The 13,950-nt window shown below is 55.5% G+C and carries 14 protein-coding genes; 12 read left to right on the top strand and 2 right to left on the bottom strand.

Translation table 11 applies throughout. The features are described from left to right. Positions 1-11: 11 nt before the first annotated feature. The 4 genes from ACQYWX_RS15915 to ACQYWX_RS15900 all read left to right on the top strand — a co-directional run bounded on the left by ACQYWX_RS15915 (position 12) and on the right by ACQYWX_RS15900 (position 3,687). Positions 12-1,121, top strand: a complete 1,110-nt coding sequence (locus ACQYWX_RS15915; RefSeq protein ID WP_431685487.1) for a cupin-like domain-containing protein — start codon at positions 12-14, stop codon at positions 1,119-1,121. Beyond that, positions 1,114-1,935 (top strand): thioesterase II family protein, encoded by an 822-nt coding sequence (locus ACQYWX_RS15910; protein WP_431685486.1) that lies wholly within the window; start codon positions 1,114-1,116, stop codon positions 1,933-1,935. Before ACQYWX_RS15915 ends, ACQYWX_RS15910 begins: the two co-directional genes overlap by 8 nt. Before the next feature lie 107 nt (positions 1,936-2,042). Then, the gene (locus ACQYWX_RS15905) at positions 2,043-2,750 is read left to right on the top strand and encodes a GNAT family N-acetyltransferase (RefSeq protein WP_431685485.1); all 708 of its coding nucleotides are present in this window, start codon (positions 2,043-2,045) and stop codon (positions 2,748-2,750) included. 85 nt (positions 2,751-2,835) lie between these two features. Then, positions 2,836-3,687, top strand: coding sequence for a 3-hydroxyacyl-CoA dehydrogenase family protein (locus ACQYWX_RS15900; RefSeq protein ID WP_431685484.1), 852 nt, complete (start codon positions 2,836-2,838; stop codon positions 3,685-3,687). A gap of 92 nt (positions 3,688-3,779) precedes the next feature. Here ACQYWX_RS15900 and ACQYWX_RS15895 read toward each other — a convergent pair whose 3' ends face one another. Continuing rightward, complete coding sequence (locus ACQYWX_RS15895; RefSeq protein ID WP_431685483.1) at positions 3,780-4,526, bottom strand: hypothetical protein; 747 nt, start codon at positions 4,524-4,526, stop codon at positions 3,780-3,782. A 708-nt stretch (positions 4,527-5,234) separates the two neighbouring features. Here ACQYWX_RS15895 and ACQYWX_RS15890 point away from each other — a divergent pair. Then, on the top strand, positions 5,235-5,912 hold the full coding sequence (locus tag ACQYWX_RS15890; RefSeq protein ID WP_216740014.1) for a PEP-CTERM sorting domain-containing protein: 678 nt from the start codon (positions 5,235-5,237) through the stop codon (positions 5,910-5,912). A gap of 208 nt (positions 5,913-6,120) precedes the next feature. On the opposite strand, the gene ACQYWX_RS15885 is transcribed toward ACQYWX_RS15890, so the two are convergent. Next, positions 6,121-6,414, bottom strand: coding sequence for a hypothetical protein (locus tag ACQYWX_RS15885; RefSeq protein ID WP_431685482.1), 294 nt, complete (start codon positions 6,412-6,414; stop codon positions 6,121-6,123). Between the two features lie 472 nt (positions 6,415-6,886). Between ACQYWX_RS15885 and epsL the strand changes: the two genes are divergently transcribed. The 7 genes from epsL to epsI all read left to right on the top strand — a co-directional run bounded on the left by epsL (position 6,887) and on the right by epsI (position 13,918). Continuing rightward, on the top strand, positions 6,887-8,068 hold the full coding sequence (epsL, locus tag ACQYWX_RS15880) for an XrtB/PEP-CTERM-associated polysaccharide biosynthesis outer membrane protein EpsL (RefSeq protein WP_431685481.1): 1,182 nt from the start codon (positions 6,887-6,889) through the stop codon (positions 8,066-8,068). A 109-nt stretch (positions 8,069-8,177) separates the two neighbouring features. Then, complete coding sequence (locus ACQYWX_RS15875) at positions 8,178-9,140, top strand: EpsD family peptidyl-prolyl cis-trans isomerase (protein ID WP_431685480.1); 963 nt, start codon at positions 8,178-8,180, stop codon at positions 9,138-9,140. A 14-nt stretch (positions 9,141-9,154) separates the two neighbouring features. Further along, on the top strand, positions 9,155-9,991 hold the full coding sequence (gene epsE, locus ACQYWX_RS15870) for a polysaccharide export protein EpsE (protein WP_216740010.1): 837 nt from the start codon (positions 9,155-9,157) through the stop codon (positions 9,989-9,991). Positions 9,992-10,019: 28 nt separating this feature from the next. Then, positions 10,020-11,468: a chain length determinant protein EpsF gene (gene epsF, locus ACQYWX_RS15865; RefSeq protein WP_279504924.1), complete on the top strand. Its 1,449-nt coding sequence runs from the start codon at positions 10,020-10,022 to the stop codon at positions 11,466-11,468. Further along, the gene (gene epsG, locus ACQYWX_RS15860) at positions 11,468-12,337 is read left to right on the top strand and encodes a chain length determinant protein tyrosine kinase EpsG (RefSeq protein WP_431685479.1); all 870 of its coding nucleotides are present in this window, start codon (positions 11,468-11,470) and stop codon (positions 12,335-12,337) included. The genes epsF and epsG overlap by 1 nt, the downstream gene beginning before the upstream one ends. Positions 12,338-12,366: 29 nt before the next feature. Continuing rightward, entirely contained in the window at positions 12,367-13,245 is an 879-nt protein-coding gene (gene xrtB / locus ACQYWX_RS15855) for an exosortase B (protein ID WP_431685478.1), read from the top strand. After that, positions 13,238-13,918, top strand: a complete 681-nt coding sequence (epsI, locus tag ACQYWX_RS15850) for an exosortase-associated protein EpsI, B-type (RefSeq protein WP_431685477.1) — start codon at positions 13,238-13,240, stop codon at positions 13,916-13,918. Before xrtB ends, epsI begins: the two co-directional genes overlap by 8 nt. Positions 13,919-13,950 lie beyond the last annotated feature (32 nt).

The raw sequence follows: 13,950 nt of genomic DNA, 5'->3' as shown, positions 1-13,950 counted from the left end.
GAAGGGCGGTTATGAGTTTTATTGGCGATGTATGCAATGCGCTGGGCGATGTGGCGTTATGGGCTTATGAAGAAGCCAGCATCTATCGGCGCAAACGGGAAACGCAGCCGTTGATTGAAGAGAGCGAGGCGGCGTCGCGCCTGCAAGGGGCGGATTACCGTCAGGTGGAAAAAGTGTCGGGTATTGACTCGGCGGCGTTCAGTGAGCGCTATCTGATGCGCAATGAACCCGTGATTGTCGCAGATGGATTGCAGGACTGGCCGGCGCAGCAACTTTGGAACTTCGACTTCTTTTGTGAAGAGTTCGGCGACCTGTCGGTCCGCTTGCAGGACGCGGGATTCAAACCAAAAGACAATGTCGAGTTGCGCGCCTACCTGAAGCAGATTGCTACGCTTCCTGAGGTGGAGCTAGGGTGTATGAGCAATGAGCTGGACTACCTGCGCTATACCTATGACTCCTTCCTCAAGCACCTGTTGTTTACCTGGGGATTTGGCCATCGCGTGAAAACGCAGTCGTTCAGCTTCCTCGCGTTTCAGCGCATTCAGCGGCACTGGAGCCGACCTTATTTTCTACCACAGAGCGGCTACCGGATTCCCTGGGTGCAGATGGGCTCCTTAGAGCCGAACAAGCGCATGTGTCAGGACTGGGGACTCTATTTCTCTGCGCCTGGCGCCTGCACCCGTCTGCATGTAGACGGCATGCGCACGAATGCGGTGTTGAGTCAGGTGGTGGGCAAAAAGGCGGGATGGATTTTTTCTTCATCGCTGGAAGGCTCCGCCAGAACCCTTGCGGAAGGACGATCTTTCTCCCATTCGCCCGCCGCCGCCAATGAGCCTGGCGGACAAGCGGACAGGATTTGGCGCTTCGATCTGGAGCCAGGGGAGATCATGCTGATTCCTAAAGGGCTGCCCCATGAGGTGCACACCCTCTCGCCCAGCATTTCCCTGACCTATAACTTCGTCACCAGCCCAGAGTACGACGATTACTTTCAATTCAAAAGTGCGCGCGGTCCGGGATGGATCGCCAGCGCTCCTATTGCGGCAGCGTCGGCGTTCAAGTCGGTATATCAGAAGCGCGCCGTTTCCGGGATTGACGCCAGGGAGGAAGTGAGCCTTGTCTGATTCAGTCTTGTTTGCTGCGAAAAACAGGCCGGACGCCGCCGCGCAATTGCTGTTTATGCATCATGCGGGGGGCTCCAGTTACACCTATATGCAACTGGCGCAGAATCTGTCCGATTCGATTGAAGTCTATTGCCTGGAGCTGGCGGGAAGAGGCGCGCGTTTTCTGGAGCCTCTTAACGCCGACGCCGAGGCAGTCCTTGAGGAGATTCTCGACGCCATCGGCCGATTGCAACTGGGGCGCGATAAGCCGTTGATGATATGCGGTCACAGCCTGGGCGCGGAGCTGGCTTACCAGACCGCGCACAGACTCAGACGCGAAGCGCCGGAAATGCGCCTGGGAGTGATGCTCTCCGCCCGCGGCTACATCAATCCTGTTGATCTGCGCGGAAAACCTCGGGAGTCTCTATCGGACGACGAGATCCTGCGTTTGCTGGAGCAGTACGAAGGGACGCCGCCGGAGGTGCTGGCGGACCCTGAGTTGCGGTCTTATGTGATTGGCGTGATGCGCAATGATCTAACGCTGTTGGCGGCCCTGGCCGGCATGCCGAAGCCGCCGCTGGACGTTCATGGGTTTATCGCGGGAGGAGACAGCGATAATCGCGTGCTGGTGTCCCGCCTGGCGGGATGGCGGCGGGCGTTCGCTGCGCCCGTGACGCAGCGGGTGTTCACCGGCGGCCATTTTTATCTGTTCTCCGATAATCAGGTGGCGCCATGGATTGAAGCGCGGGTCAGCGAATTAGCGGGCTTGCAGGACAGTCGCGCCCACGCGGCGCCGAGCAGTGAGAAACAGGACCTGACATCACAGGTATTGTGATTGAGTGATTGGCGGACCAGACGGAAGCGACCTGTCCGCCGAATTAATGACAACGAAGTCGAGAGAGAAGTATGTCTGTATTTTCATCAACGATAATGGATTTTTGGATGACCCCTTTTACAAATGGGGAAGTTCTGCTGCAAACCGGGAGCCTGACGGTGATCGCCAATGCGACGTTGCCGGAGGAACGACGGCTGATGGTGTTGGAATTGTCGGACGGGCGCGTCATGGCGGTCATGACGCCGGCGATGGCGGATAAGCTGGGCGTCTATCAGCTTGACGGCCTGTCGGCGGCCGACCTGCGTCAAATGCTGCAGGACGCGGGAGTGGTTCTGCATGGCGCCGATGAGATTTTCTATTTCTCTGCGCAGGATAAAGAAACACTGATGCAGGAAGCCGCAGAAGGCGACATCCGCTCGTTAAACATTAAGGATGAGGCCGTTTTCGCTGAATTTCAGGCGTCCGCAACAGAGCAGGACCTGGATGACGCTTACGTTGAACTGGATCACTGGGAGGTCTGCGGCGCTTTTATCGGCGACAGCCTGGTTTGCGCCGCCAGCATGTATCCCTGGGACAGCTATCCCGGCGACGACGCGCGCATCGCCGACCTGGGCGTGCTGACGCTGCCGCCTTTCAGAGGAAAAGGCTACGCCCGCAGAGTCGTGCGCGCGATTTGCAGACGCGCCAGTGAGAGGGGGTATGAACCGCAATACCGTTGTCAGTTCGATAACCTGGCGTCGGCGTCATTGGCGAAGGCGGTTGGGCTGACCTGGTTTGGAAAGTGGGAAGTTATCTCGCCGGATTCCGCCGACTGATCAAGGGCGACGAACTGGTGAGTAAACCAAAACAGATGAGTCAACGGAAAACAGATTTTTAAAGCACAACAAGGAAGAAGTTTGTATGTCAAAACTAAACATTGCCGTGATTGGCGGCGGTAATATCGGCTCCAGTCTGGCGTTTGATTGCGCACTGCGCGGCCATAACGTCGTCGTCGTTGAAAAAGACGAGTCGTCCTGCGAGCAAAGTCGGGCGCGCGTGCTGGAGACGGCGGGTTACGCGCCGTTGTTCAGCCCACTGGCGAAAGGGAAGAAACCTCAGGATATTCTGGACAACATTCGCTGGACGAATGAGCTGAGCGCGATCTCTGATTGCGCCTTCGTGGTCGAGAATATCCCGGAAAACATTGAACTTAAACAGGCGCTGTATACTCGCATGGCCGAGTTTATTGCGCCCAACGCCGTTCTGGCGGCCAACACCTCCTGTATTCCCATCACCAAGCTGGGGTCTTTTCATAAAACCTCAGCGCAGGTCATCGGCGTTCACTTCATGAACCCGGTTTACCTGAAGCATACCGTGGAAGTGATACTGGGCCTGAATACCTCAGAGCAAACCAAAGACCGCTGTCTGGAAATGCTGGCGATGCTGGGCAAAAAAGCGGTGGTGGTGAAAGACGGCCCTGGTTTTGTCTCCAACCGCATCTCCCACCTTTTTATGAATGAAGCGGCGTTCGCCATTCAGGACGGCATCGCGCAACCTGCAGATGTGGACGCCATTTTCAAAGAGTGCTTCGGTCATAAAATGGGGCCGTTGGAGACGGCGGACCTGATCGGCGTCGACACCGTGGTGAACTCGCTGGATGTGCTTTATCAGACTTTTCAGGATTCGAAATACCGGGTCTGTCCGTTAATGCGCAGCATGGTGGATGCGGGCCATTTGGGTCGCAAGACCGGCAAGGGGTTTTACTCTTACTAATTATGATCCTCACTAGCTATTATTTTAACTAACACGACAAGCCATGAAAGACGGAGCCTGCCCCGCGCAGGTCCCGTCGCTTAACCTGAAATTCAGGAGCCCAACAGCGTCTGCTCAATCTGCTGCAGGTAGCTGCTGGGCATAGCGGGGTAGTCCCAGATGAAAAGACCGCCAATGCCGTTTTGCGTCACCTGATCAAGGAAGTAGGTCAGGTTCTGCTGATTCAATCCGGCGGGCGTCAGCGCCAGTATCACCTGCTTGGCGGGAACGCCGTTGGATATGGTGCGTTTGATGGCCGGGCCCACGTTGGCTTCAATGTCGCTCATGCTCCACATGGCTTCGGCGTAGCACATCAGGCAGAAGCGGTTGACCGCGCCGGATTGCGCCATGGTTTGCACGGCCTGATTGATCTTGGTTCCCTCGCTGGAGGCGCTGGGGTTGTTGTAATCCCAACCGGCCAGGAAGGTGTAGCTGCATTCTTTGCTGAGCGATTTCAGCTTGCTCATCGTCTCAACCAGCATGTCCACGTTCATGTAGCACTCGTCATCAAAATCCACGCCGGCCCAGTTTTTGGTTTGGGTGGCATTGACGATGGCGCTCACTTCCGTCGCGTTCTGGGGCATGTTGTTCGGCGTACAGCCACCGCCGCCGTAGGTCCAAAGCACTTTGCCTGATCCGCCAGGCGCAGCAGTCGTGTCCGGACTCCACCCCGGAGACTGAGGCGTGCCGGTCGTTAGCCCGGAAAGGTTGGTCACCATGCCGTACATGGTGTAAGAAAAAGACTGAGGAGAAGAGTCTGCAGGGTTTTGCGTCCAGCCGCCAATCACATAGTCGCTCATAGCAATTTCCTTATTCCAGTGATAGAACAAAACAACCCGACTCCATCAGCTTAGTCCAAATCCATCGCCCCGGCAGGAGAGCCGTTATTGCTCCTGTGACTGCGTAATTTGCAACAGATTATTTTTATTAGATATTTATATAAGGCGCGCACTGATAAGGCGAATTTATAACCAATTGTTATGAGGCGCTATGTATGAAAAGACCTGCAAAAAGTTAAAAAATAATTATGTATCCGTAATCTAATTGATACATATCTGATTTATTGTGTTTTTAAAAGATAAAAAGAGAACGCTGCATATATAAGCGATTGTAACGTCCATAAAGAAAATGGAATAAAGCGGTAAAAACAAAGGCGCGCTGGCCTGCTTAAAGTCAAATACAGCGCGGATTATTCGGTGGTTTCGGGGGCGATGGTATTAAGTACTGATGACGTTGTCCGAGCAGTGGTAGACCCTGTCCAGGCAGGCGATTCAAAGGATGCCGGCTGGATTCGGAACGCTTTATCACATCGCTCGATATCTTGATCACCCAATGGAAAATCGCGTAACGGTTGTTGGACTTTTATTGTGTCAACAGTTGTTTTCTTTTTATACGAATGAGTATTATTCATGTCGGCGACGTCGTATTTCTATTATGAGTCGTATTAGTTAGAAACTTTGTATCGCCTATGGAAATGGACCTCAACCCAATAAAACAAGGAGTTAAACATGAATCCTTTTAGAGGGGCAGTCCTGGCGACAACGCTTTCGGCAGTGAGTATGGGCGTTAGCGCCAGCACACTGGTTTTTGATTTTTCCGGAAGCGTCGACCTGACTTTTGACCCGAATTATCACAGCCAGCAAACGATTGACGAATACACTGACATATTCATGGAGGATGCATCCTACGCGACGTTCCTCGGTCAGATTATTCTTCCCAACTTCGATAATTACCTGACTGGTACGCACCAGGTGAGCCTCAACTCCAATGGCCTGAATCTGGCGATTGTGAGCGGCATGCTTGGCGGTATTGAAGGGACTCGTCAAGAGGCGCCGGATGGCGTCACCTGGACTCCCGACAGCACCCAGGACGGCGACAGCGGCGTATTGACCATCGTAGACGGCAACATCACCAGCTTTCAATGGTATGCGGGCCCGGCGAACGAAGGCATTATCGGCGCTTATAACAGCAGCGTTTTTGATGGATGGAAAACCAAGCTGGGCGAGATCAACCTCAACCTGAATGGCGCCACGGATTCTATCTTGATCGGTGACGTTTACTTCGCTTCCAATCAGTTCGGCGCAGCCGCTGTAACCATGGTTCCCGAAGCCGACGCCTACGCCATGTGGATGGCCGGCCTGGGCATCGTGGGCTACGTGGCCCGTCGACGCAGCCAGAAAGCGTAAGCTTTCACTTTGTAGTTTGCAGACAATTTGTCGTTCACTGACAGATAGGTCGCTTGCAGACAAATAGACGGACGTTATTTGTCTGACGGATTGATAGTCTGAAACCTAAGCGGGAGACATGGGCGACCAATACTCCCGCTCTCATAGACGCCCGCGCGTCGCCGACCCAATATCCAAATATTAAGGCGACGGCTCGTGCGCAATAGGGCTAGTCAACGGCGATGCCGCAGACCTCCAGTTCCTTGCCAATGACTCTGAGCAAGTCAGTCAGACGCCCGTAATAAACATAAAACTCCTCCGCGCCGACATGTCCCTTCAAACGCTCCAGTGCATCACAGGCGGAGATAATCAGCCGCCGAACCTGGACGGGGGTGTCCGGTCGTGCTTTGAGGTCCTGCAGTTGCTTGTGCTTGGCGTCGATAACCTGATGCTTGGGGGCGTCGCACACGTTGTCGTCAATGAGCAGCTGGCGCCAGTCGCCGTCAATCAAAGATTGAGTCATCCTTTTTGTTCTCCCTAATCACAGCTCTTTGTGGTCCCTAATGGCCTGTTTTGTTGTTCAACTGCTTAACCTAACCAGTCTAGCTCATCTCGCTCCGATGTGGAGTCATTACGCAAACCTCTATTCTCAACGCGGCCCGCCACGAAGAGGCTGCGGGCTTGCAACCAACTCCGCCGATTTATCCTGATTTCGTAATATAAGCATCCTATTTCGTAATAGTAAGGAAACGGAATCTCCTCTAGAATGGCCTTCGCTTTGTGCTACACAGACGCCATCCAGGGATCTTGGATTTTCCGTCGCTTGAAGCGTGCGTCATGGCTTCGACTCTTTTTATTCAGGTCATTCACGACTTCAGCGCAGGGTGTTCGGCGTCTGCCTTAAAATTCTTTGGAGCGCAGGATCGCGTTCTTAATGTGAGTGACGAATTCAAATGTTCTGTCCGATCAAACCTACCGCATGGATTACAGCGGGCTTGTCATTGTTTTACTGCACGGCGGCGCAGGGTAAAGTCGGCGACGCCTGGGAATTCAGCGCAGGCAGCCTTTTGCGTCATGAAGACAACCTGTTCCGGTCGACCTCCGATAACGAAAGAAATGAGCAGATTGTTTCCACCTTCGCGGCGGTCAGCGGCGAGCAGGCGATCTCCCGCCAGAACCTGAAACTGGACGCCCGGTTTTCCGATAACCGCTACCATCATTACGACTACCTGGATTACTCCGCCTGGGAAGCCGAAGCAGCCTGGGACTGGCTGGCCACCAGCCGACTGCAGGGCGTACTCGGCGCCGACTACAACGAATCCATCAACAGCTTCGCCGACTTTTCCGGAACCGAGCAGAATATCCGCACCCTTCGTCGCTATTACCTGGACGCGGACTGGCGTGTCGCCGGGGGCTGGAAGCTACTGGCCGGCGGCGCCCACTATCAACAGGAAAACAGCTCCCTGTATCGCGTTGAAGGGGACTATCAATCTGATTCTCTCGAACTGGGCATGGGATATGAGGCGCCTTCCGGCAGTAATGTTTCCGTCTCGCTGCGCAAGACAGACGGCGATTACGCCAATCGCGTCATCAGCACGACGGATCGTGTGGATTCCGGTTTCGAACAGAGTCTTGCGGAAATGCGTTTCCTGTGGATGTTCAGCGGTAAATCAAAAATCCGCGGCAACCTTGGCTATGTCGAACGCGAACACGATCACTACGGCGAGCGGGACTATCAAGGCGCCATTGGCGGGCTGAGTCTGGATTATCAATGGACAGGATCAACCCGTGTGACCGCGGCGGTCGAACAAAATCTGGTGTCCTATCAAAGTTCGCCGGTTACGGATGTCGGTAAAGTGATAGCCAGTCAGGCTTACTATAACAGCAGTTATTATCGGCGACGTTTGGTCTCTATCGGGCCGCTGTGGCGTTACTCCGCCAAAGTGAGTCTGCATGCCCGCTGGCGCTATGAAGAAAGGGACTACCAGGGCGGTTTGCTGACCGGACTGGATGGGCGAAAAGACCGCTTGCAAACGCTGGTTTTAGGGGGCGATTGGAGCCCCGCCAACTGCGTCCTGATAGGCGCGGCGTTGCAGCGGGAGAGGCGTGCTTCGAACCAGGCGAACGCAGATTTCAACAGCGATATGGCGACCCTGTCGTTAACCTTTACTTTTTAGTGAGAATCACTATCACTGGAAATTTTTTAGGTTTAGTATGTAGCCCACATGTAGGAATGTGTAACTGTGTGGTCAATCGCGCCGCACATATTAACTAAAGGATTTAGCAATGTTTCTCCATAGAACTTCCTATCCGAAGTTTGTCTTTCTGGCCGCCCTGACGGGTTCTTTGGCCGGGTGCGGCGGCGCAGGCGAGGCGACGGACGCAACCCAGGTAGTCGCCAAAGTCAACGGTTCGGAAATTTCTATTCATCAGCTTAACGCCATACTCGCCAAGCAGCCTTCTCAGGGCGTCAGTTCCGACACGGCGCGGGCGCAGGCGTTGGATGAGCTGGTGGAGCAGCAAGTCGCTTACGACAAAGCGGTGGAGCTTAAGCTGGACCGCAGTCCCGATGTGGTCATGGCGATTGAATCCATGAAGAAAAGCATCATCGCCCGCGCGTACCTGCAACAGGTGATTGGCGCGCTGTCGCAGCCTTCTCAGGAAGACATTCACCAATATTACGAAGAACATCCCGCGTTATTCGCTGAGCGCAAGCTGTACAGCCTGCAGGAAGTCGCCATTGAGCCGCGGCAGGAACTGCTTGCGCCGCTTAATGAAAAAGTTAATAACGCCAAACAACTGGAAGACATCGTTTCCTGGCTGAAATCAGAGGGCGTGCAATACCGCGTCAATGCGGCGAACCGCTCCGCGGAGCAGATCGGTCTGGAATTGTTGACCCAGGTGGCAAGACTGGAAGACGGCGCGATGACCTTGTTCCAGGGTCCCAACAATTATTTGGTCGTCAGAGTGGCGGCCTCGCAGGAAAGACCAGTGTCCGAAGAAGACGCCAAGCCCCGCATTACACAATATCTTCATAATCTGAAGGTACAAAAAACCGTTACCGAAGAAGTCGAGCGCTTAAAACACAGCGCCGCCATCGAGTATGTCGGCGACTTCAAGCGGCTTGCCATCCCTGCCGCAGGCGGGGAGGCAGGCGTGGAGATAGGAACTGAAAACAGCGGCGTCGAGGGCGGAGAGGATATCCGCAATGCCGACGCCGTTTCTTTACAACTGGGAAGTGATGCGTAACGGCGACTAAAAACATGGAAGCTTTATTTTCTTACGTCATGCAATTGACGCAAATGCGAACAAAGATAGTGCTGGGTCTGTTGACGCTGATCCTGTTTACGCCAGTCCGGGCGGAGGTCGCCGGCCTGAATTACCGCCTGGCCCCCGGGGACGCGATTCGCATCAACGTATTTCAACAACCGGACCTGACTCTGGATACCCGTATTTCCGAAAACGGAAGTATTACTTACCCGCTGATCGGCAGCCTGCAACTGGGTGGAGAAACCCTGGCGGCGGCGGAACAGCAAATCGCCGCAGGTTTGCGTCAAGGCAAGTACGTGAAGGACCCTCAGGTCACCATTACGCTGCTGGAAATTCGCGGCAATCAGGTGTCGGTGTTGGGGCAGGTGAGCCGCCCCGGCCGCTTTCCATTGGAGACGCAAAAGACCCGGCTTTCCGACGTATTGGCGATGGCCGGCGGCGTCACCGATTCAGGCTCTGACATTGTCGTGGTGTCAGGGATTCGCGAAGGCAGGCCGTTCCACAGAGAGGTGGATTTCCCCGCCATCTTCGCCCAGGGGGAACGCAACGCTAACATCCTGGTGGCTGGCGGCGATGTGATCTTTGTGGATAAGGCCCCGGTGTATTACATCTACGGCGAGGTGCAGCGTCCCGGCGTCTATCGGGTCGAACGCAACATGACCGTACAACAGGCTCTGGCCCAGGGCGGGGGAGTCAGCCTGCGCGGCACCGACAATGGCATCAAGGTGTATCGCAAGGACGCCAAAGGCGATGTGGAGTTGAAAGAATCGGAGCTGTACGACCTCGTGCGCGCCGATGACGTTATCTACATTCGCGAAAGTTTGTTCTAGGAAAGATCTGTTCCAGGAAAGATAAGTAATGACCTTGAAACATGTATTACTGGTTCTGTGGGCGCGGCGCTGGGTAGTGCTGAGCGTCCTGCTGGCCACGATAACGACCACCGCCGTGGTCAGCCTGCTCATTCCCAAAGAATACACCGCCTCCACCACTGTGGTGCTGGACGTGCAGACCCCCGACCGCATTGTCGGCATGGTGCTGCCGGGCATGATGTCGCCGGGTTATATGGCGACGCAGATGGATATCATCACCAGCGATCGCGTCGCACAGGGCGTAGTGCGCCTGCTGAAACTGGACGAAAACCCTGAAACCCGCGACAAGTGGCTGGAGGAAACCGGCGGCCAGGGAACCATCGCCGTGTGGATGGCGCCGGGTCTGAAGAAAAATCTGGAAGTCAGTCCCGCCCGGGAAAGCAATGTCATCAGCGTGGAGTTCAGCGCCACGGACCCCCGCTTCGCCGCCACCGCCGCCAACGCGTTCGCACAAGCCTATATCGACACCACGATCGATCTGCGGGCGGAGCCGGCGAGAAAATACGCCGCCTGGTTTGAGCAGCAATACGAAACCCAGCGCGAGCGCCTGCAAAGAGCGCAAAAGGCGCTGTCTAATTTTCAACAGGAAACCGGCATCGTAGTGACCAATGACCGCCTGGATTTCGAAAACCAGAAACTGGGCGAGCTGACCGCGCAGCTGAGTCTGGCCCTGGCGGAAGGCACGGATTCCTCCAGCAAGCAGGGCTTCAACCAGGGTAGCGACACGCTGCCGGAAATCATGCGCAATCCGCTGATCATCCAGCTCAAAACCGACATTGCGCGCATGGAGTCGCGGCTGCAGGAGTTGTCCGAAGACTATGGCGTCAACCACCCGCAATACAAAAGCGCCGCGTCCGAACTGGCCAGCATGAAATCCCGTCTGCGCATGGAAACCGCCAAGATCGCGGAATCCATTTCTACAGTTGGACGCGTCAGCAAAGCCAAACAGGCGGAACTGAAAGAAGCCATCGAAGAACAGAAAAAGAAAATGCTGGAGCTGAAAAGTCAGCACGACCAGATTCAGATTCTGTCCCATCAGGTGGAAACCGCGCAGCGGGATTTCGACGCCATCAGCCAGCGTCTCACGCAAAGTCAGCTGGAGGCGCAAACGGTGCAGACCAATGTCTCCGTATTGACGCCGGCGTCGCCGCCCCTCAAGCACAGCAAACCCATGTTGTTTCTCAATCTTGTTATCGCGGTGATGCTGGGAGGACTATTGTCTGTCGGCGCGGCGCTGATTCTGGAATTACGCAACCCTAGGGTGCGCTCTGTAGAAGATCTGCAATCCGCACTTGGCGTTCCCGTATTGGCGCAATTGAGTAAAGCGCCGGTATCCATGACGAAGAAAAAAGAAGGGAAGACCGATACCGCCAGACCGTCGGGACTGAAGAACGGCGCGATGGCGGGCGGCTCTTATCCATTGGCGGGAGAAGCCTGATGAACATGGAAGCTCTAAACCTCAGCAGTCATTCGCCATCCATTGGCGCCATATTGATCGACAGCGGGCGTCTGGAGCCCGCCGCCGCGGAGCAGATTCTGCGTTTGCAGCAAAGCAAGCCCGGTCTGCGTTTTGGCGACGCCGCCATGCAACTGGGTTTGTTGGACGACCAGGATATTCAGTTCGCGTTGTCGCAGCAGTTTGTTTACTCCTATTTGCAGGCGTCCGACGACCGCATCAGTCAGGAAGTGGTCGCCGCGTTCAACCCGTTCAGTCATATCGTCGAACAACTGCGGGCTTTGCGCAGCCAATTGCTGCTGCGCTGGTTTGACGCGCAAAACGGGCGCAAAGCCTTGTCCGTGGTCAGCGCAAATCATGGCGAAGGCCGTAGTTTTGTCGCCGCCAATCTGGCGGTGGTGTTCTCGCAACTGGGAGAGCGCACGTTGATTGTGGACGCCGATCTGCGTACGCCGCGGCAGCATGAGCTGTTCAAGCGCGCCAATAAATTTGGTTTTTCTACGGTGCTGGCTGATCGCATTCCCTGGCGGGAAGCGGTGAGACGGATCGAAGGCCTGCAGGGGTTGTTTCTGATGACCGCCGGGGCGATTCCGCCCAATCCCCAGGAGCTGCTCAGCCGGCCGCGTTTCCCCAGTCTGATGGAGGAATTGACGGAGCACTACGACATCGTCATCTTCGACACTCCGCCAGGAGCGTCGGTCTCCGACGCGCAGCCGATATCCGCCCAGGCGGGCGGGGCGCTGGTGGTGGCGAGCCAGCACAAAACTGACGTCAGAGGCCTTAAATCCCTGGTGGCGAATCTAGAGCAAAACGGCGTCGCCATCGCCGGGAGTCTATTAAACAAAACCTGACACTCACGCGCGCGAAGCACTGAAACATCATGCAGCAGACGATCACCCGACCCCATATTCCGGCGATTAGCGAATGGTCGCCCGTACTATTAGGCGTTGTCGTGCTTTATCTGCCCACCTACTACGATCTGGCCGGTTCTTCGTGGGCGTCGGGTGAGCAGGGGCATGAGCCGATTATTCTCACTCTGGTGCTGTGGTTTTTCTGGAAAAAACGCCAGGACATTCACCGGCTTGAGTTTGCTCCCGCCTCCCTGGAAGGTTGTGTCGCCCTGGGCGGCGGCCTGGTTCTATATGTATTGGGGCGGTCGCAGGACATTTTGCTGTTCGAAGTGGGCTCGCAGATTCCGGTGGTCGCAGGGCTGCTTTTGCTGCTGCGAGGTCGCGAAGCCGTGAAAATGATGTGGTTTCCACTGCTGTTCATGATTTTTATGGCGCCCTTGCCGGGACCGCTGGTGAGCGCGCTGACGCTGCCCATGAAAACCGCGGTGTCCTGGTCCGTGGATCAGGTGCTTTACTGGGCGGGCTATCCGGTATCCCGATCAGGAGTGATTCTGCAGGTCGGCCAATACCGCCTGCTGATCGCCGACGCCTGCGCGGGATTGCATACCTTGTTTACGCTGGAGGCGATGGGGCTGTTCTATCTGCACATCGTGCGTCACGAATCGATCTGGCGTAACGTCGCCCTTGCCATCGCCATTGTTCCGATTTCATTTGTCGCCAATTTCATCAGGGTGCTGGCGCTGACCTTGATCACCTATCACTACGGCGATGAGGCGGGGCAGGGCTTTCTGCATGGATTCGCCGGCATCGTGCTGTTTGTCAGCGCGTTGTTGCTCATTATTGGCGTCGACTCAATCCTGCATCTGGCGCTGAAACCGGCGACAAGGAGGAGACAGGCCAATGCGTAATCACAAGACCAGTCTGATCGCCTGCGCGGCCATGGTGATTTCCGCGGTGTCGGCGTATGCCCTGACGCCAAGGGAAATGCTCTCGGATCACATCGCCAAAGTGAAGCTGGATGCGATGATTCCTGAGGTGTTCGGCGGGTGGCGCGAAGTCACGCACTCCGCTAACCAGATCGTCGATCCGCAGACCCGGGAGACGATCGATCGCATTTATAACCAGACGCTGTCCCGTACCTATGTGGACGAATCGGGTTACCGAGTAATGGTTTCCATTGCTTACGGCGAAGACCAGCGCGACGCCATTCAGATGCACTACCCGGAAGTCTGCTATCCGGCCCAGGGGTTCACTTTGGCGGACAAGACCACCGGGCTGTTGCAGACCGATTATGGCCAGATTCGCATCACCCGTCTGCTGACGTCACAGGGGCAGCGCCATGAACCGGTGACTTATTGGGCGACGGTGGGCGAGAAGGTGATCGCCAACAAGGTGGACAAGAAATTGAAGGAGGTCAGTTACGGCTTCCGTGGTTACATTCCGGATGGACTGCTGTTTCGCGTGTCCTCCGTGGATAAAGATTCCCTGCGCGCGTTTCAGAAACAGCGGGAGCTGGTGGACGCGCTTTTAACGGAAATATCGCCAGCGTCGCGGCAGCGTCTGGCGGGTTTGACTCAGTAAGGATTCACATAACAGGTTGACGCAGTAAATAA

It is taken from the genome of Hahella sp. NBU794, assembly GCF_050749805.1.
GTDB lineage: Bacteria > Pseudomonadota > Gammaproteobacteria > Pseudomonadales > Oleiphilaceae > Hahella.
Note: the sequence above shows the minus strand (reverse complement) of the source record. Positions and strands in the feature narration are given on the sequence as shown.